A 17,976-nucleotide genomic window follows, 5' to 3' on the forward strand; every position below is an offset into this window, starting at 1 on the left:
GCACTCTATCAGGCTTCAGGGCGTGCCACTGCCCCTTGCGCACCGCTCGTCGTCACTCGCGCGCCCTGATAAGCTGCCGCGCAGACCGTTCAAGGAAGACCCGCATGAGCAGCAAGCGCTTCACCGAAACCAGCAAATTTCTCAGCTACGTGCTGCGTCACGCCCCCGAATCCATCGATCTGCAACTGGACAGCGAAGGCTGGGGCGATGTCGATGCACTGATTGCCGGCGCCGCTCGCCAGGGCCGCGCGCTGGACCTGGCGCACCTGCAGGCGGTGGTGGCCAGCAGCGACAAGAAACGCTTCGGCCTGTCGGACGATGGCCGCAGGATTCGCGCCGTACAGGGGCACTCGACAGCGACGGTCGAGCTCCAGTACGCGCCCAAGGCGCCGCCTGCCGAGCTGTACCACGGTACGGCAACGCGCTTTCTCGACTCGATTGCCCAACAGGGCCTGATCGCCGGCAACCGTCACCACGTGCACCTGTCCCACGACCCCGCCACGGCCATTGCGGTCGGCCAGCGTTACGGCTCACCGGTACTGCTGCACGTCGATGCAGCGGCAATGCACGCCCAGGGCCTGGCGTTCTTCCAGGCCGACAATGGCGTATGGCTGACGGCCCACGTGCCGGTGGCGTTCATTCGACAGCCCGGTTAAACCGGCGAATCGGCGTCGTGCACCACCACCAGCAACTGCGCCTGCACCGCCCCGACCGAGCGTAGCCGGTGCGGTGTCTGGGCATTAAAGTGCAGCGCATCGCCGCGCTCGAGCAACACCCGCTCGTGCATGAAGTCCACTTCCACCTGCCCTTCGTGCACGAACAGGAACTCTTCGCCAAGGTGCTCCTTGAACGTCGAGTCGCTGAAGTCCGCCGGCGGGCAGATGATGAACGGCAGCAGGCTGCGCTGGCCGATATGCTGGGCCAGCACCGCGTAGCCCGGCCCTTCGGCGCTGCCGGACAACGCCTGGCGTTCACCCCGGCGTACCAGGCTGTAGCGCGCCTGCGCAGGCTGGTCTTCGGCGAACAGTTCTTCCACGTTCACGTTCAACGCCCGCGCCAGTTTCAGCGCCGCCGCAATCGAAGGCGTGTTCAGACCCCGCTCCACCTTGGACAGGTAGCTCTTGGTCATGGCCGTTTTCTCGGCCAGCGTCTCAAGCGTCAGCCCAAGTTTTTTTCTTAATACTTTCAATCGGATAGACATTTAACGCCGCTATTCCCGGTGCAATGGGCAACCTTTCCCTTGCCAATGACACTTTGTGTCATATAGCCTTGCTTGTGTCATGAGGTTGACCACCCCGCTCACCTTCCAAGCAACCGGGGCGGGCCAGCCCTGACGTCCGATCCGCCACCGAGGAAACCCCAATGGCCAAGACATTAGCACTCCCCAAGGACCAACTGGTCAAGCAGGCCCTGGAACAGATGCAGGGCTCGCTTGCCGATAATACGTGGACTGTGCGTGAAAAGCTGGCGCTGACCTGCCGAATCCTGTTCGACAACGGCCACGACTCCGGCCTGGCCGGGCAGATCAGTGCCCGCGGCCCGCAACCGGGCACCTTCTACACCCAGCAACTGGGGCTGGGCTTCGATGAAATCACCGCCAGCAACCTGCTATTGGTCAACGAGGACCTGGAGGTGCTCGAAGGCAGCGGCATGCCCAACCCGGCCAATCGCTTTCACAGCTGGGTGTACCGCGCACGCCCGGATGTGAACTGCATCATCCACACCCACCCGACCCACATCGCCGCGCTGTCGATGCTCGAGGTACCGTTGCAGGTGTCGCACATGGACCTCTGCCCGCTGTACGAGGACTGCGCGTTTCTCGAAGGCTGGCCCGGGGTGCCGGTGGGCAACGAGGAAGGCGAGCTGATCAGCGCGGCGCTGGGCGACAAGCGCGCCATCCTGCTCTCGCACCACGGCCAGCTGTCGACCGGCGCCAGCATCGAGGAAGCCTGTGTGATCGCGCAGTTGATCGAGCGCGCGGCGCGCCTGCAGTTGCTGGCGATGTCAGCCGGCCAGATCAAGCCCATCGAGCCGGTGCTGGGGCGCGAAGCGCACGACTGGATCGCCCGCCCCAAGCGCCACGGCGCGGCGTTCGCCTACTATGCCCGGCAGTGCCTGCGTCAGCATGCCGATTGCCTGAACTGAACCTGTTTTCTGCGGAGTGTTTTTCATGTCCACGACTTTTCACGGCATCATCGGCTACACCATCACCCCGTTCAGCGCCGACGGCACCCAGCTCGACCTGGCGGCCCTTGGCCGCTCCATCGATCGGCTGATCGAAGGTGGCGTACAGGCCATCGCACCCCTGGGCAGCACGGGCGAAGGCGCCTACCTGAGCGACCGCGAGTGGGACCAGGTGGCCGAGTTCAGCCTGGCGCACATTGGCGGGCGGGTACCGACCATTGTCAGCGTCTCGGACCTGACCACCGCCAGCGCCATGCGCCGCGCGCGCTTTGCCGAGGCCCATGGGGCAGATGCGGTGATGGTATTGCCGGCGGCCTACTGGAAGCTGAGCGAGGCCGAGATCCTGCAGCACTACCAGAGCATCGGCGACTGCATCGGCGTGCCGATCATGCTCTACAACAACCCGGCCACCAGCGGCACCGACCTGTCGGTGGAGCTGATCATGCGCATCGTGCGCCAGGTCGAGAACGTGACCATGGTCAAGGAGAGTACCGGCGACATCCAGCGCATGCACAAACTGCAGCAGTTGGGCGAAGGCCAGGTGCCGTTCTACAACGGCTGCAACCCGTTGGCCCTGGAAGCGTTCGTGGCCGGTGCCACGGGCTGGTGCACGGCGGCAGCCAACCTGATTCCGGCGCTCAACCAGCAGCTGTACCAGGCCGTGCTGGGTAACGACCTTGAGGCGGCGCGGGCGCTGTTCTACCGGCAGTTGCCATTGCTGGAGTTCATCCTCAAGGGCGGCTTGCCAGCGACGGTGAAGGCAGGGTTGGCGTTGACCGGGCTGGAGGTGGGCGAGCCGCGCAGGCCGGTGTTCGGGCTGGATGACGCCGGGCGTGAGCGGTTGCGCGGGTTGCTCGAACAGATGGGGTAAGGCCTTATCACGGCCTCAGCGCACGGTATCGCCGGCCAACAGGGCATGCATCGCCAGCCCTGTTGGCTCGGCTTCAGGGCGCTACAACCGCCAATCCAGGCTCACCGTCAGCGTGCGCGGATCACCCCAGTACACCCCGTTGTAGAACCCCACGTTGTTGTAGTACCTGGTATCCAGCAGGTTCTTCACGTTCAAGGACGCCGACAGGTGTTCGTCGAACTCGTAACGGGACATCAACCCCACCACCGTGTAGGACCGCTGGCGAATGTCAGCCGGCGCCGTGATGATCCGGCCATCGCTGCCTCGCCCCACCGGACGATTGCCGCTGCGGTAGATGTCGCTCTGCCAATCCACCGACCCACCCACGGTCAACCTGTCCATCACCCTGTAGGTGCTGTTCCAGCGCACCATGTTCAACGGCTGGGTGGTGTTGCGCCGCTTGTGCTCGGCATCCAGCGAGTGGGTGTAGCTGTAGCCCAGGGTCATGTTCCACCCCGCCATCACCTCGCCAGCGACCTCCGCCTCGAAGCCCTCCACGGTATTGCCCTTGCCGCCGGACTTGTAATACTGCTCGCCGTTGGGCCCTACCGGAATGGAATCGTCCACCTCGGCCACGTTGTCCTGCTTGCTGCGAAACACCGCCGTCGACAGGTTCAGGCGCTCGTCCAGCAGGCTGCCCTTCAGGCCCACCTCGTAGTTGCTGCCCACCACCGGTTCCAGGTACTTGTCGTCGACATCCTTGTAGTTCTGCGGCTTGAAGATGTCGGTGTAGCTGGCGTACACGGTGTATTGGTCGGTGATGTCGTACAGAACGCCCGCATAGGGTGTCCACACGTCATTGTGGGTGCGGCTGGAGCGCGGGTTCTCCACCACCTGCCCCGCCGCATCGAATGCCCATGAGCGCCCCGTGACCTTCCAGCTGCCGTAGCGGCTGCCCAGCACCAGGTGCAGTGCATCGGTCACGTTCAGCCGGGTGGCGACATAGCCGGCCTTCTGCTGCGTGGTATCGCGCGAACCATCCAGGTTGGTCACGGTATCGGCGAACTTGTCTACCCCGCCCAGGTACTTCCAGTCGGGGATGGTCGTGTAGCCGGGCGGCAGGTCCAGGGGCCGCTTGAGCGGCGCGCTGTTGCGCCGCTGCGACTCGCCATAGCCGATCATGAATTCGTGCTCGCGCCCCAGCAGCGCAAAGGGCCCGCCCAGGTTGAGGTCGGCGGCGCTCATTTTCTCGTCGCCGATGAAGTGGCTGACCCAGGCATTCATGCCGCTGCGGTCGGCCTCGGGGAAGCCCTGGCCACCGAAGTACACCTTGCCGTCGGTTTCGCTCTGGCGGTAGGTGTAGGCCGCCTTGAGGTGCCAGTCGCCGCCCAGGCGCTGGTCGAGGGTGGCGAACACGGTCTCGTCCTTGAGCGGCCACGAACTCCACGGCGCCGAGATGTTGTTCGAACGCGGCAGCTTGGCCTTGCCACCGGAGGCGTTCCAGTACGGCACGGTGCCCCACGAGGCACCCTGTACATGCTTGTTCTGGTAGTCGTACCCCACCGCCAGCACGGTGTCGTCGCTCAGGTCGCCCTCGAGAATGCCGTAGGCCACCTCGCGCTGGGTCTGGTAGCGGTCGCGAAACGAATGGGCGTCGCGGTAGGCCAGCACGCTGCGCCCGCGCAGACGACCGTCGAAGGCCAGCGGCCCGCCCACGTCGACATAGCTGTAGTAGTTGTCGTAGCTGCCGCCACGCAGGCCGGTTTTCACCGCCAGTTCATGGGTGGGGCGCTTGCGCATCATGTTGATGGTGCCCGACGGGTCGCCGGCGCCGGTGGTCAGCCCGGTGGCGCCACGCACCACTTCGATGCGGTCGTAGATGATGGTGTCCGAGTCGGACTTGAGCCCCGCGAAGGTGTTGAGCATGCCGTCGATCTGGAAGTTGTCGATGGCATAGCCGCGCGAGTTGTACGTGGGGCGCTCGGAGTCGTTGCGCTGCACCACCACGCCCGTCACCTGGCCCATGGCTTCGGAGAGGTTGTCGAGCTGGAAGTCGTCCAGCTGCTGGCGGGTCAGCACCGACATCGACTGCGGGGTGTCCTTGATCGACAGGTTCAGGCGGGTGGCGGTGCTCATGCTGCCGGTGGTGTAGGCCCCGGTGTTTTCGGTGGTGCTGCCCAGGCCCTGGGCACTCACGTTGGTCGAACCCAGCTCCAGCGCCTGGGGGGCGGCGTCGGGCAGGGGTTCGTTGTCAGCCAGTGCGACGGCGCTGCAGGCGGTGCCGTACAGGCCCAGTGTCAACGTCATGGAACGGGTAATCGGCGCGAACATCGCGGCCTTCTCCTTGTTTTACGACGGGAAATTCCGTTTAGAAATACACAGCGGGACATCATCGGATCACCCTTAATACGAATGCTTATCGATTTAATTTAGGCATGAAAAAGGCGATCCGAAGATCGCCTTTTTTACCCGCCGGATGCGCTACGGCATCACAGGTGGCGTGTACTGCAACGTGGTGCCCAGCGCCCAGAGCAAGAACAGCACCAGCGGCACGTGCACCAGCAACTGCACGAACGAGAAGCCGATCAGGTCGCGCGCCTTGAGCCCCAGCACGCCCAGCAGCGGCAGCATGTAGAACGGGTTGATCAGGTTGGGCAGCGCCTCGGCGGCGTTGTAGATCTGCACCGCCCAGCCCAGGTGGTACTGCAGGTCGTTGGCCACCAGCATCACGTAGGGCGCCTCGATGATCCACTTGCCGCCACCGGAGGGAATGAAGAAGCCCAGCACCGCGGAGTACACGCCCATCAGCAAGGCGTAGGTGTCATGCGAGGCGATCTGCACGAAGAAGGTGGAGATATGGTGCGCCAGGGTTTGCGCGTCCACGCCCTTGACCTGGGTGAGGATGGCCGCGATCGAGCCGTACAGCGGGAACTGGATCAGTACCCCGGTGGTGGTCGGCACCGCACGGCTCACCGCATCCAGGAAGCTGCGCGGGCGCCAGTGCAGCAAGGCGCCGAGCATGATGAACAGAAAGTTGTAGGTATTGAGCCCCGAGATCGCGGTGATGGCCGGCTTGGTCGAGAACTCGTGGTACAGCCAGCCAGCCGCCAGGGCCACCAGCAGCAGGGTCAGCACCGGGCTGTATTCCAGCCATTCACCCGGGCGCGTGCGCTGCGCCGGTGGTGGTGCGCTGAAGCTGGGGTCGATGCCACAGGCCTGAGCATCGCGGGCACTCTGCGGGCCGGGTGCAGTGGCGTAGGCCACGATCAGCGACACGATGACCAGCGCCGCCAGCATCACGCCCGACTGCCAGAGGAAGATGGTTTCGGTGAACGGGATCACCCCGGTGATCGCCAGGATCGACGGCGGCAGGCTGGCCGGGTTGGCTTGCAGCTGCGCGGCCGACGAGGACAGGCCCAGGGCCCATACGGCGCCCAGGCCCAGGTAGGCGGCGGCACCGGCGGCGCGGTAGTCCATCTTCAGGTCGGTACGGCGCGCCAGGGCGCGTACCAGCAGGCCGCCGAACACCAGCGACAGGCCCCAGTTGAGCAGCGAGGCGACCATCGATATCAGCGCCACCCAGCACACGGCCGAACGGCCGTTCTTCGGAATACGCGCCAGGCGGTCGATGAGTTTCACCGCCGGCGGCGAGCTGGCCACCACATAGCCGCCGATGACCACGAAGGCCATCTGCATGGTGAAGGGGATCAGGCTCCAGAACCCGTCACCGAAGGCGGTGGCGGTATCGAGGGGTTTGGCGCCCATGGCCAGGGCGGCCAGTGACACCAGCACCACGGCCAGGGCGGCGAACACCCAGGAGTCGGGGAACCAGCGTTCGGCCCAGTTGGAGCAACGCAGGGCAAAGCGGGCGGAGCGGCTGTCTTGGAGTTCGGCGGCCACGGGATTTTCCTTCTTATTGATTTTTTTTGAACGGCTGAAGGCCCCTTCGCCGGCAAGGCCGGCTCCTGCACAGGAATGCGTGGTTCCCTGCAGGAGCCGGCCTTGCCGGCGAAGAGGCCAGCACAGGCAAGGCGGTTATCAGCCTAGAACGTCATCTCTTTCACATCATCGGCCACGATCAGCTTGCCGGCGGTCTTGGCGACGATCTCTTCCACGCTCACCCCCGGCGCTGTCTCGCGCAGGATGAACGCACCATTCTCGATCTCAAGATAGGCCAGGTCGGTCAGCACCTTGCGGATGCAGCCGGCACCGGTCAGCGGCAGGCTGCAGCGCGACAGCAGCTTGGACTCGCCGTCCTTGGAGGCATGGGTCATGGTGACGATGATGTTCTCGGCACCGGCCACCAGGTCCATCGCCCCGCCCATGCCCTTGACCAGTTTGCCCGGGATCATCCAGGAGGCGATGTTGCCCTCCACGTCCACCTCGAATGCCCCCAGCACGGTGAGGTCGACATGGCCGCCACGGATCATCGCGAAGGACTCGGCCGAGTTGAAGATCGACGCGCCGGTGCGGGCGGTCACGGTCTGCTTGCCGGCGTTGATCATGTCGGCGTCCAGCTGCGCTTCGGTGGGGAATTCCCCCATGCCCAGCAGGCCGTTCTCCGATTGCAGCATCACGTCCATATCCGCCGGGACGTAGTTGGCCACCAGGGTCGGGATGCCGATGCCAAGGTTGACGTAGTAGCCGTCCTTGAGTTCACGGGCTACACGTTGTGCCATTTGTTCGCGGGTAAGTGCCATGCTCAGGTTCTCTTTGTTGTTCTGCGCGGGGTCGGGTCAGGCTTTGACGGTGCGTTTTTCGATACGCTTCTCGAACGTGCCGACGATGACCCGGTCGACGTAGATGCCCGGGGTATGGATCTCGGTAGGCAGCAGCACGCCTGGCTCGACGATCTCCTCGACCTCCACCACGGTGATCTTGCCGGCGGTGGCGGCCAGCGGGTTGAAGTTCTGCGCGGTGTTGCGGTACACCACGTTGCCGTAGTGGTCGGCCTTCCAGCCCTTGACGATGGCGAAGTCACCGGTGATGGCTTCTTCGAGGATGTACTTGCGCCCGTTGAATTCGCGCACTTCCTTGCCTTCGGCCACCGGGGTGCCGTAGCCGGTGGCGGTGAAGAAGGCCGGGATGCCGGCGCCGCCGGCGCGCATCTTCTCGGCCAGGGTGCCTTGCGGGGTAAGTTCCACTTCCAGCTCGCCGCTGAGCAGCTGACGCTCGAACTCGGCGTTTTCGCCCACATACGAGGCGACCATCTTGCGGATCTGGTGGTCTTCGAGCAGCACGCCCAGGCCGAAGCCGTCGACGCCGCAGTTGTTGGACACCACGGTCAGGCCGCGCACGCCACGGCGCTTGATCTCGGCAATGAGGTTTTCAGGGATGCCGCACAGGCCGAAGCCGCCTGCCAGTACGGTCATGTTGTCGGCAAGGCCTTCGAGGGCCTCTTCATAGGTCGCTACGCGCTTGTCCAGTCCGGCCATGCTGATTCGCCTTTTGTAGTTGTAGAACCGACGAGGGTCGTCGGAGAGCGTCTGGGGCCATCTTCACCCTTGGCCACTCATTTGTTAATTTTGTTTTTTTGATGGATTGATTGGTTATTCAAATCAATGTCGACGCGGGTAGGCTTGACCCGCCACAAAACCCTAAAGGACAGTAGACCACCCTCCCCACTTTGCAGGAGCCTTCCATGCGTACGCTCGAACTCGGCGACTCCACCGTACCCGTCATCGGCCAGGGCACCTGGTACATGGGCGAAGACCCCGGCCAGCAGAAAGCCGAGGTCGCAGCCCTGCAGCACGGCATCGACCTGGGCCTGACGTTGATCGACACCGCCGAAATGTATGCCGAGGGCGGCGCCGAGCGGGTGGTGGGCCAGGCCATCCAGGGGCGTCGCGAGCAGGTCTGCGTGGTCAGCAAGGTGTACCCGCACAACGCCAGCCGCAGCGGCATCCCCGCCGCCTGCGAGCGCAGCCTGCAGCGCCTGGGCACCGACCATATCGACCTGTACCTGCTGCACTGGCGCGGCCAGTACCCGCTGGAGGAAACCGTCGAAGCCTTCGAGCGCCTGCGCGAGGCCGGCAAGATCCGGCGCTGGGGCGTGTCCAACTTCGATACCGATGACCTGCGCGAGCTGGACAACCCGGCCTGCGCCACCAACCAGGTGCTGTACAACCCCGAGCAGCGCGGCATCGAGTTCGACCTGCTGCCCTACAGCCACAAGCGCCACTTGCCAACCATGGCCTACTGCCCGCTGGCCCAGGCCGGACGCCTGCTCAAAAACGCGACCCTCAACCAGATCGCCGAACGCCATGGCGCCACCGCGGCCCAGGTGGCGCTGGCCTGGGTAACCCGTGAAGACGGCGTGATCGCGATCCCCAAGGCGGTGGACAAGCGCCATGTGCAGCTCAATGCCGCCGCGGCCAGCCTGACCTTGAGCAGCGAAGACCTGCGCGCCATCGACCGCGCCTTCCCGCCGCCCACCCGCAAGCAGCGCCTGGCGATGGTGTGATCAGCGAAAGTCGCGGCTGCGCACATCCAGCCCGTGCAACAGCGGGCTGAGGTCTTCCAGGCGCTTCGCGATCAGGTGGCGCACGCCGTCGGCGCATTCGAGCGTACCCATCACCCGCAGCAGCTGCGAGCCCACCAGCACCCGGCGCTGACGCTCGGCCAGCTCGCGCCACACCACCACGTTGACCATGCCGAACTCATCCTCCAGGGTCACGAAGGTCACGCCGCTGGCAGTGCCTGGCCGCTGGCGCCCGGTGACCAGCCCCGCCACGCTCACCGCATCGCCGTGTTCGGCCCCCTCCAGGGCCTGCGAACTGCGACAGCCCAGGCCATTCAGGCGTCGGCGCAGCAGGCTCAGCGGGTGCGGGCCCAATGTGGTGCCGACGCTGGCATAGTCGGCAAACAGGTCCTCGCCCACACTGGGCACCGGCAGGTTCACCGGCACTTCACGGGGCGGCTCCACCCCGGCGAACAGCGGCAGTTGCGCCTGCACCGCCGCCACTTCCCAACGCGCCTGATAACGGTGCCCGGCCAGGGCGCCCAGGGCCCCGGCATCGGCCAGCAGCGCCCGCGCCCGCGCATCCAGGCCGGCACGCAGGCACAGGTCGGCCACATCGCCGAACGCCCGCTGCGCCCTGGCCTGTGCCAGGCGCAGGGCATCGTCCTGGCGAAAGCCGCGCACCTGGCGCAGGCCAAGGCGCAGCGCCAGTTCATCGCCGCCCACCGGCTCCAGGCTGCAGTCCCACTGGCTGTGCTGCACATCCACCGGGCGAATCTGGATGCGGTGGCGGCGCGCGTCCTGCAGGATCTGGTCCGGGCTGTAGAAGCCCATCGGCCAGCTGTTGATCAGCGCACAGGCGAAGATCGCCGGCTCGTGGCACTTGAGCCAGCAACTGGCGTAGGTCAGCAAGGCAAAGCTGGCCGCGTGGGACTCGGGGAAGCCGTAGCTGCCAAAGCCCTTGATCTGCTCGAAGATGCGCTCGGCGAACTCGACGCTGTAGCCGTTGTTCAGCATGCCCCGGGTCAGCCGCTCGCGGTGTGGCTCCAGCCCGCCGTGACGTTTCCAGGCGGCCATCGAACGGCGCAACTGGTCGGCCTCGCCTGCCGTATAGTCGGCGGCCACCATGGCCAGCTCCATCACCTGTTCCTGAAACAGCGGCACACCCAGGGTGCGCTCGAAGACCTTCTTCAGCGCATCCGACGGGTAGGTCACCTGCTCCTGCTTGTTACGCCGGCGCAGGTACGGGTGCACCATGTCGCCCTGGATCGGCCCGGGGCGCACGATGGCCACCTCGATCACCAGGTCGTAGAACTCGCGTGGCTTGAGCCGCGGCAGCATGGCCATCTGCGCCCGTGACTCGATCTGGAACACCCCCACGGTATCGGCACGGCCGATCATGTCGTAGGTGGGGACATCGTCCGGCGGCAGGGTCGCGATGGTCAGCTCGCGCCCACGGTGGTAGCGCACCAGGTCGAAGCAGCGGCGCAAGGCGCTGAGCATGCCCAGGGCCAGGATATCGACCTTGAGCAGGCCGACCATGTCCAGGTCGTCCTTGTCCCACTGGATCACCGTGCGTTCGTCCATGGCGGCGTTCTCCACCGGCACCAGGGTGTCCAGTGGCTGCTCGGAAATCACGAAGCCACCAGGGTGCTGCGACAGGTGCCGGGGGAAGCCGATCAGCTCGCCGGTCAAGGTCAGCACCCGGTGCAGCAGCGGGCTGTCGGGGTCGAAACCGGCTTCGCGCAACCGCTCCGGCGGCGGGATGCGGTCGGTCCAGCGCCCGCAGCAATCGGCCAGGGCGTTGATCTGGTCGGGCGGCAGCCCCAGCACCCGGGCAATGTCGCGCACCGCCCCGGCGGCATGGTAGGTGCTGGCCACGGCCGTCAGGGCGGCGCGGTGGCGGCCATAGCGGTTGAACACGTATTGCAGCACCTCTTCGCGCCGTTCGTGCTCGAAGTCCACGTCGATGTCCGGCGGCTCGTCGCGTTCACGCGATAAAAAGCGCTCGAACAGCAGGTGCGTGCGGGTCGGGTCCAGCTCGGTGATGCCCAGCACGAAGCACACCACCGAGTTGGCTGCCGAGCCCCGGCCCTGGCACAGGATGCCCTGGCCACGGGCAAAATGAACGATGTCGTAGACGGTCAGGAAGTAGCTCTCGTAGCCCAGCTCGGCGATCAGCGCCAGTTCGTGTTCGAGGATCTGGCGCACGGCCGGCTCGATTCCTCCCGGCCAGCGCCACGGCACCTGGCGTTCGCACAGCGTGCGCAGCCAGCCGGTCGGCGTGTACCCCTCGGGCACCACTTCGCGCGGGTACTGGTAGCGCAACTGGCCGAGGTCGAAGGTGCAGCGCCGGGCAATCTCCAGGGTGGCCTCAAGCAGGTGGGCCGGGTACAGCTCGGCCAGCTGCGCCAGGGGCCGCAGGTGCCGCTCGCCATTGGCGAACAGGTGCTGCCCGGCACCGGCCACGGTGCTGTGATGGCGCAGCGCGCTCATGCAGTCCTGCAGCGCGCGCCGCCCACGCGCATGCATGTGCACGTCGCCACAGGCCACGGCGCGCAGGTTCAGGCTCGCGGCCAACCCCTGCAGTTGTTGCAGGCGCTGATGATCGTCGGCACCGCGATGCAGTTGCACCGCCAGCCACAGGCGCTCGCCGAACACCTCGCGCAGCCACAGGCCGGGGCCGGCCTGCAACGGCTCGTCCGGCACCCACAGCGCCAGCAGGCCGTGCAGCGGGCCGGCGAAGTCTTCGCGCAGCAGCTGGTATTCGCCCTTTTTCGCCCGGCGCCGCGCCAGGGTGATGAGCCGGCACAGGTGCTGGTAGCCGCTCAGGTTTTCGACCAGCAGCACCAGCCTGGGGCCGTCGTGCACCCGCACCTCGCTGCCGACGATCAGCTTGAGGCCCGTCTCCCTGGCCGCCTGCCAGGCGCGCACGATACCGGCCAGGGTGCATTCGTCGGTGATCGCCAGGGCCTGGTAGCCCTGCTGGTGCGCCCGCTCGAACAGCTCGCGGGCACTCGAGGCCCCGCGCTGGAAGGTGAAGTTCGACAGGCAGTGCAGCTCGGCATAGCCCACGCTCATGCGAACCAGCCCTGCAGCCACAACGGCCCGCCTTCGCCCAATGGCCGGTAGGCCCAGCCGCGCTGGCCAGCCGGGGTTTCGACCAGGTAGTAGTCACGCCGTACATCGCCGCCATCCCACCAGCCAGATTCGATCCGCTCGGGCCCGGCCAGCAGGCGCAGGCCCTCGGGCGCCAAGGCCTGCGGCTCGGCCAGCAGCCAGCCCGGGCGCGGCGGCCCACCCGGCGCACGGGCCAGCGGCGGGGCGCCGCCTGCCGCCTGCCAGGCGCACTCGGGGCGGTGGTCGGCAAAAGCCTGCACAGCCCGCACGCTCTCATCGCCCAGGCGTGCACGCAAACGCTCGCGCAGTTGCTCCCAGCCCTGTTGCTGCTGGGGCCGCGCATTGAACAGCTCGCCCGGTTGCGGCACGAACGCCGGCAGGTCGTCGGCCACCAGGCGCACGCTGCGCACCGGTGCGGGCAGGCTCAACTGCTCCAGGCGCCCGCGTGCCAGCTCGAACAGCATGCCCGCCTCGCGTTCGGCGGCCAGCAGGCCGACCACCACCGGCGTGGCGACGCCCCGGGCATGTTCCAGGTGCAGGGTAAAACGCTGCACGCCGCCGTCACGGCTGGCCAGGAACGCCGCCAGGTCGGCAATCAGCCGGCGCAACGGAAACAACAGCGCCTGGTGCGATTCCACATCGAAGTTGAGTTCCAGCCGCGCCTCGAACCGGTCCGGCGGCCGGTAGCACGCCAGCGCCATGGGGCGCAGGCCCAGCAGGCGATCCAGGTGCACCTGCACGCTGGCGGCAAAACGCCTGGCCAGGGTGTCGCGCGGCAACCCCAGCACCTGCCCAAGGTCGCGCAGGCCCATGCGCGACAAGGCCGTGGCGGCCTCCACCGGCAGACCGATGCGGTCCACGGGCATCTGCGCAAGGGCGGCGCGGGTGGCCTGGGGGTCGTTCAGTGCCAGCCCGTCATGGGCGTTGGCCAGCATGCGCGCCGCCACCGGGTTGCTGGCCAGCACGATGCGATGACGCAGCCCCAGCTCGCCCAGCTCCTTGCGCAGGCGAGCCTCGAACAGCGGCCAGGGCCCGAACAGGCCCAGGCTGGATTCGACTTCGAGCAACACGGTGCGAGGGTAATGCAGGCTGACCTGCGAACTGAACTGGTAGGCCCAGGCGGCCAGCAATTGCTGCAACTGCTCGACCGCCGCCGGGTCATGCTCGACGCAGGTAAAACTGCTGGCCAGGGCCTGCGCGGTGCTCAGGCTCTGCCCGGCGCGCAGCCCCAGGGCCCGGGCCGCCGGGTTGACCGCCTGCAATACGCGCCGCTGCGCCGGGCCGCTGAGCAGCACCAGCGGTGCCTGGGGGTCGTCGCGACCGCGCAGCACGCTGTCGAGTGCCAGTTGCGGCAGCAGGATGCAGGCCCACAGCATCGCCCATCACCCTCGCCCGGCCATGGCGATCGGGGTGGCCGGGGCCAGCCCGCCACGGCACTTGAGCACCCGCCACTGCGCCGGGTGCAGGTCGACGGCAATGCGCAGCGCGGCCGGCGACGGGTTGAGTGCCGCCTGCTGCGGGCGGCAGGCAAAGGCCAGGGTCTGGCCGGTTTCGGCAGCCACCTGCAGGCGGCGCAGGGCGCGGTCGTCGACCTGCTGCGGCCAGCACAGCACCGCGCCGCAACTGCCCGAGCGCAGGCACTGCTCGGCGGCCCACAGGGCCTCGACGCGGGAGGCCTGGATCAGCGACAGCCAGCGCAGGTCGACACCGGCTGCCAGCCAGGCGGGCGGGTACGGAATGAACGGCGGCGCCACCAGCACCACCCGTTCGCCGCTGGCAGTCAGGCGCGCCAGGCTCGGCCAGAGCAGGTGCAGCTCGCCGGCGCCCTCGGCAGCCAGCAGCAGTTCGCTGAGCGCACCCGGTGGCCAGCCGCCGCCGGGCAGCACCGCGTCCAGCGCGGCATGCCCGGTGGGTTGCAGGCCCCGGGGCTGGGCCAGCGGGCGCCCCTTCCAGACCCGCCGCTCGTCGAGCAGCCCGTCGAGGCTGACCACCGCGCCCATCAGTCGCGCCTCAACAGGCCGCAGAACACCCCTTCGATCACGAAGTCGCGTTCTGGCCCCACGTCTATCGGTGCATAGGCCGGGTTGCGCGGCAGCAGGCGGTAGTGCGTGCCTGCGCGCTGGAAGCGCTTGATGGTGACCTCGCCATCGAGCCGGGCCACCACGATCTGCCCGTCGCGGGCATCGGGCTGCTGGTGAATGCCCACCAGGTCGCCGTCGAAGATACCGTCGTCGATCATCGAGTCGCCGCGCACCTTCAGCAGGTAGGTGGGGGTACGGCTGAACAGGTGCGCATCGAGCATCAGCTGTTCGTGGATGTCCACGTCGGGCCCGATCGGGCGGCCGGCGGCCACCTGGCCCAGTACCGGGATCTCCAGCACCTCGGGGCGGCGCAGCGCACCGGCCAGGCGGATGCTGCGCGCCTGGTTGGGGGTGACCTCGATGAAGCCGGCCTCGCACAGCGCCTGGATGTGCTTGCGCGCCACGCTGCGCGAGGCAAAACCGAAGGCCTGGGCGATGTCGGCCAGGCTCGGGGGCTGCCCTTGCTGCGCGATGCGGTCGCGGATGAAGGTCAGGATGGCGGCACGTTTGGGCGATAGTCTGTTCATGGAGCACATTTGTACTCTTTTCGGGTTTATCTGACCAGCCCCGCTGATCGCCACGGCAAAATGGTTATGATGGCCCGCCGTGCGATGGAAACCGCGCCCCATGCTTGAAGCCCTGCTGTTCGACCTCGATGGCACCCTGACCGACACCGATACCCTGCATTTGCAGGCACTGCAGCAGTTGCTGCGTGAGCAGGGTCGCGAACTGAGCGAGGCCGAGTTCGACGCCCACGTCAGTGGCCGGGCCAACGCCGACATGTGCCGCTACCTGTTCCCCGGGCGCCCGGTGGCCGAGCATGAGGCGTTCGCCGACCGCAAGGAGGCGCGCTTTCGTGCGCTGTCGCCGACCTTGCAGCCCACTGCCGGCCTCGAACGCCTGCTGGCGCATGCCGAGCGCCGCGGCATCGGCATGGCCGTGGTCACCAATGCGCCACGGGCCAATGCGCAGCACATGCTGGCAGCCATGGGCCTGGCCGAGCGCTTCGAGCATGTGCTGGTGGCCGAGGAACTGGCACGGGCCAAGCCCGATCCCCTGCCCTACCTCACCGGCCTGGAGCGCCTGGGGGCCAGGGCAGACCATGCGCTGGCGTTCGAGGATTCGGTGCCGGGCGTGACGGCAGCGAGCCGCGCGGGGATCCTTACCGTGGGCCTGTCGACCAGCCAGGCGCCGCAGGTGCTGCTGGAGGCCGGTGCGCAGCTGGTGGTGAAGAACTTCGACGATGAGCGCCTGTGGCAACTGATTGCGCAGATGAGCGGCTGAAGCCACCCACCGCGCCGGTTTCGCCAGCCAGGCTGGCACGTGCACCATCGGGGGTCACCTTCGAGCGGTGCACGCTCGCTGTCGGTGCACCCCTGTGCCGGCCAATTCACAAAACATGACCAACGGGTCACATTTATCCCGCCCCTCTCCTACACTGTTCAATCGACCTGATACCGTCCGGAAAACTCGATCGAAAATAGTCGAAACTTCTGCAAACCCGGTAGGTCAGCAACTAAGTAGGCCAACGACTCTGGTTACCCAGGCGCAGCCCACCCCCCACTCGTCAGCACGCCATCGGCAGGAGCGCCGGCTGGCGTAGCGCTTGCACGTGTGTCCGGGGCGTTTCACCGCATCACATGACATAGCGAGAACAACAGTACAGACATGCAGCGGGTGGGATACGCCCGCAGAACAAGGGACGGAGACAAGTATGATCAGCGCCGCTGTCGAACCTCATGCAGAGCATTTCAACCCGGATACCAGCGCGCAGGTGCGTGCTGCCCAGATCGTCACGACAGCCAAGGCCCCTGCCCTCGATACCCGGCGCAACCCGAACAAGCGCAAGGTGCTGTTCGTGACCTCGGAAATCGCCGACCTGGTCAAGACCGGCGGCCTGGGCGACGTCTCCGCCGCCCTGCCCCGCGCCATGCGCCACCTGCACGATGTACGCGTGCTGATCCCCGGCTACCCGCAGGTACTCGAAAGCGACAACCCGATCCACCTGGTGGGCGAGCTGGGCGGCCATGCCGCACTGCCCCCGTGCAAGATCGGGCGCATGGACCTGGCCGACGGTCTGGTCATCTATGTACTGATCTGCCCCGAGCTGTACCAGCGCGAAGGCACCCCCTACGGCGCCAACAATGGCCGTGACTGGCCCGACAACCATATCCGCTTCGCCCGCCTGGGCCTGGCCGCCGCCGAAATCGCCGCGGGCGAGGGCATGGTGCACTGGAAGCCCGATCTGGTGCACGCCCACGACTGGCCTGCCGGCCTGGCCCCGGCCTACATGCACTGGCGCGGCCTGAACACCCCCACCCTGTTCACCATCCACAACCTGGCCTACCAGGGGGTGGTCAGCCGCGGCTGCTGCCCGGAACTGGCGATTCCCGAACACGCCCTGCAACAGGAAGGCATGGAGTTCTACGGCAAGCTGTCGTTTCTCAAGGCCGGCCTGGCCTACTCCAGCCACATCACCACGGTCAGCGCCACCTATGCCCGGGAAATCACCACCCCGGCCTTCGGCTGCGGGCTCGACGGTTTTCTTGGCAGCAAGGCGCAGCAGGGCCTGCTCAGCGGCATCCCCAACGGCATCGACGAAAGCTGGGATTCGGCCACCGACACCCACCTGACCCACCGCTTCAGCATCAACGACTGGGAAGGCAAGGCGGCCAACAGCAGCCAGGTGCGCGAGCTGTTCGAGCTGGAGCCCTCCACCGGCCCGCTGTTCGCCGTGGTCTCGCGCCTGGTGTACCAGAAGGGCCTGGACCTGACCCTGGGGGTGGCCGAGTACATCGTCGAACAGGGCGGCCAGATCGCCATCATCGGCCGCGGCGAACCGGAGGAAGAACAAGCCATGCGCGAGCTGGCCAGCCGCTTCCCGGGCCGCGTGGGGGTGCGCATCGGCTTCAACGAGACCGACGCACGGCGCATGTTCGCCGGCAGCGACTTTCTGCTGATGCCCTCGCGCTACGAGCCCTGCGGCCTGAGCCAGATGTACGCGCAGCGCTTCGGCTCGCTGCCGGTGGCGCGCAACACCGGCGGCCTGGCCGACACCATCGAGAATGGCGTCACCGGCTTTCTGTTCGACGAATCGAGCGTGGAGAGCTACCGCGAAGCACTCTCGCGGGCCTTCTACGTATACGGCAAGAAACACCTGCTCAATGCCATGCGCTGCCTGGCCATGACCCAGCCATTCAACTGGTGTCAGGCCGTGGAACCCTATGCCCACCTGTACGAGGAACTGGTGACGCGCGCCACGCTCAACGCAGGCTGAGGAG

Annotated in this window: 15 protein-coding genes; 6 read left to right on the forward strand and 9 right to left on the reverse strand. The window is 66.7% G+C overall.

Going from position 1 to position 17,976, the window contains the following annotated elements; translation table 11 throughout:
* Nucleotides 1-104 precede the first annotated feature (104 nt).
* A complete protein-coding gene (locus N0B28_RS14840; protein WP_253086992.1) occupies nucleotides 105-656 on the forward strand; it encodes an RNA 2'-phosphotransferase in 552 nt (183 codons plus the stop codon).
* Here the strand turns inward: N0B28_RS14840 and N0B28_RS14845 are convergent.
* Nucleotides 653-1,201, reverse strand: coding sequence for an XRE family transcriptional regulator (locus tag N0B28_RS14845; protein WP_043862935.1), 549 nt, complete (start codon nucleotides 1,199-1,201; stop codon nucleotides 653-655). The two genes, N0B28_RS14840 and N0B28_RS14845, sit on opposite strands and share 4 nt — an antisense overlap.
* Before the next feature lie 161 nt (nucleotides 1,202-1,362).
* Here N0B28_RS14845 and N0B28_RS14850 point away from each other — a divergent pair, with 161 nt between their 5' ends.
* Together N0B28_RS14850 and N0B28_RS14855 are read left to right on the forward strand one after the other, a co-directional pair.
* Nucleotides 1,363-2,145, forward strand: coding sequence for an aldolase (locus N0B28_RS14850; protein WP_043862936.1), 783 nt, complete (start codon nucleotides 1,363-1,365; stop codon nucleotides 2,143-2,145).
* A gap of 25 nt (nucleotides 2,146-2,170) precedes the next feature.
* Entirely contained in the window at nucleotides 2,171-3,055 is an 885-nt protein-coding gene (locus N0B28_RS14855) for a dihydrodipicolinate synthase family protein (RefSeq protein ID WP_100633914.1), read from the forward strand.
* Between the two features lie 81 nt (nucleotides 3,056-3,136).
* Here the strand turns inward: N0B28_RS14855 and N0B28_RS14860 are convergent, their stop codons facing one another.
* The 4 genes from N0B28_RS14860 to N0B28_RS14875 all read right to left on the reverse strand — a co-directional run bounded on the left by N0B28_RS14860 (nucleotide 3,137) and on the right by N0B28_RS14875 (nucleotide 8,469).
* Nucleotides 3,137-5,365, reverse strand: coding sequence for a TonB-dependent siderophore receptor (locus N0B28_RS14860; RefSeq protein WP_100633912.1), 2,229 nt, complete (start codon nucleotides 5,363-5,365; stop codon nucleotides 3,137-3,139).
* Between the two features lie 150 nt (nucleotides 5,366-5,515).
* Complete coding sequence (locus N0B28_RS14865; RefSeq protein WP_104573086.1) at nucleotides 5,516-6,934, reverse strand: TIGR00366 family protein; 1,419 nt, start codon at nucleotides 6,932-6,934, stop codon at nucleotides 5,516-5,518.
* A 143-nt stretch (nucleotides 6,935-7,077) separates the two neighbouring features.
* Nucleotides 7,078-7,734, reverse strand: coding sequence for a CoA transferase subunit B (locus N0B28_RS14870; RefSeq protein WP_054915387.1), 657 nt, complete (start codon nucleotides 7,732-7,734; stop codon nucleotides 7,078-7,080).
* 36 nt (nucleotides 7,735-7,770) lie between these two features.
* A complete protein-coding gene (locus N0B28_RS14875) occupies nucleotides 7,771-8,469 on the reverse strand; it encodes a CoA transferase subunit A (RefSeq protein WP_043862941.1) in 699 nt (232 codons plus the stop codon).
* A 206-nt stretch (nucleotides 8,470-8,675) separates the two neighbouring features.
* Between N0B28_RS14875 and N0B28_RS14880 the strand changes: the two genes are divergently transcribed.
* Complete coding sequence (locus tag N0B28_RS14880) at nucleotides 8,676-9,497, forward strand: aldo/keto reductase (RefSeq protein WP_043862942.1); 822 nt, start codon at nucleotides 8,676-8,678, stop codon at nucleotides 9,495-9,497.
* Here N0B28_RS14880 and N0B28_RS14885 read toward each other — a convergent pair whose 3' ends face one another.
* The 4 genes from N0B28_RS14885 to lexA are packed head-to-tail and all read right to left on the reverse strand — an operon-like array spanning nucleotide 9,498 to nucleotide 15,231.
* Entirely contained in the window at nucleotides 9,498-12,596 is a 3,099-nt protein-coding gene (locus N0B28_RS14885; protein WP_275727126.1) for an error-prone DNA polymerase, read from the reverse strand. It lies immediately after the preceding gene.
* Nucleotides 12,572-13,990, reverse strand: a complete 1,419-nt coding sequence (locus tag N0B28_RS14890) for a DNA polymerase Y family protein (protein ID WP_078480165.1) — start codon at nucleotides 13,988-13,990, stop codon at nucleotides 12,572-12,574. Before N0B28_RS14890 ends, N0B28_RS14885 begins: the two co-directional genes overlap by 25 nt.
* Before the next feature lie 6 nt (nucleotides 13,991-13,996).
* Entirely contained in the window at nucleotides 13,997-14,614 is a 618-nt protein-coding gene (imuA, locus tag N0B28_RS14895; protein WP_043862945.1) for a translesion DNA synthesis-associated protein ImuA, read from the reverse strand.
* The gene (lexA, locus tag N0B28_RS14900) at nucleotides 14,614-15,231 is read right to left on the reverse strand and encodes a transcriptional repressor LexA (RefSeq protein WP_054915390.1); all 618 of its coding nucleotides are present in this window, start codon (nucleotides 15,229-15,231) and stop codon (nucleotides 14,614-14,616) included. The genes imuA and lexA overlap by 1 nt, the downstream gene beginning before the upstream one ends.
* A gap of 91 nt (nucleotides 15,232-15,322) precedes the next feature.
* Here lexA and N0B28_RS14905 point away from each other — a divergent pair, with 91 nt between their 5' ends.
* Together N0B28_RS14905 and glgA are read left to right on the forward strand one after the other, a co-directional pair.
* The gene (locus N0B28_RS14905; protein WP_054915391.1) at nucleotides 15,323-15,979 is read left to right on the forward strand and encodes an HAD-IA family hydrolase; all 657 of its coding nucleotides are present in this window, start codon (nucleotides 15,323-15,325) and stop codon (nucleotides 15,977-15,979) included.
* A gap of 430 nt (nucleotides 15,980-16,409) precedes the next feature.
* Nucleotides 16,410-17,972: a glycogen synthase GlgA gene (gene glgA / locus N0B28_RS14910; RefSeq protein WP_058541106.1), complete on the forward strand. Its 1,563-nt coding sequence runs from the start codon at nucleotides 16,410-16,412 to the stop codon at nucleotides 17,970-17,972.
* Nucleotides 17,973-17,976 lie beyond the last annotated feature (4 nt).

The sequence above is a fragment of the Pseudomonas sp. SD17-1 genome (assembly GCF_029201585.1).
Classification (GTDB): domain Bacteria; phylum Pseudomonadota; class Gammaproteobacteria; order Pseudomonadales; family Pseudomonadaceae; genus Aquipseudomonas; species Aquipseudomonas palmensis.

Coding starts and splice junctions, on each gene's coding strand:
- N0B28_RS14840 (WP_253086992.1), top strand. CDS start 105: ATGAGCAGCAAGCGCTTCACCGAAACCAGCAAATTTCTCAGCTACGTG.
- N0B28_RS14845 (WP_043862935.1), bottom strand. CDS start 1,201: ATGTCTATCCGATTGAAAGTATTAAGAAAAAAACTTGGGCTGACGCTT.
- N0B28_RS14850 (WP_043862936.1), top strand. CDS start 1,363: ATGGCCAAGACATTAGCACTCCCCAAGGACCAACTGGTCAAGCAGGCC.
- N0B28_RS14855 (WP_100633914.1), top strand. CDS start 2,171: ATGTCCACGACTTTTCACGGCATCATCGGCTACACCATCACCCCGTTC.
- N0B28_RS14860 (WP_100633912.1), bottom strand. CDS start 5,365: ATGTTCGCGCCGATTACCCGTTCCATGACGTTGACACTGGGCCTGTAC.
- N0B28_RS14870 (WP_054915387.1), bottom strand. CDS start 7,734: ATGGCACTTACCCGCGAACAAATGGCACAACGTGTAGCCCGTGAACTC.
- N0B28_RS14875 (WP_043862941.1), bottom strand. CDS start 8,469: ATGGCCGGACTGGACAAGCGCGTAGCGACCTATGAAGAGGCCCTCGAA.
- N0B28_RS14880 (WP_043862942.1), top strand. CDS start 8,676: ATGCGTACGCTCGAACTCGGCGACTCCACCGTACCCGTCATCGGCCAG.
- N0B28_RS14890 (WP_078480165.1), bottom strand. CDS start 13,990: ATGCTGTGGGCCTGCATCCTGCTGCCGCAACTGGCACTCGACAGCGTG.
- imuA (WP_043862945.1), bottom strand. CDS start 14,614: ATGGGCGCGGTGGTCAGCCTCGACGGGCTGCTCGACGAGCGGCGGGTC.
- lexA (WP_054915390.1), bottom strand. CDS start 15,231: ATGTGCTCCATGAACAGACTATCGCCCAAACGTGCCGCCATCCTGACC.
- N0B28_RS14905 (WP_054915391.1), top strand. CDS start 15,323: ATGCTTGAAGCCCTGCTGTTCGACCTCGATGGCACCCTGACCGACACC.
- glgA (WP_058541106.1), top strand. CDS start 16,410: ATGATCAGCGCCGCTGTCGAACCTCATGCAGAGCATTTCAACCCGGAT.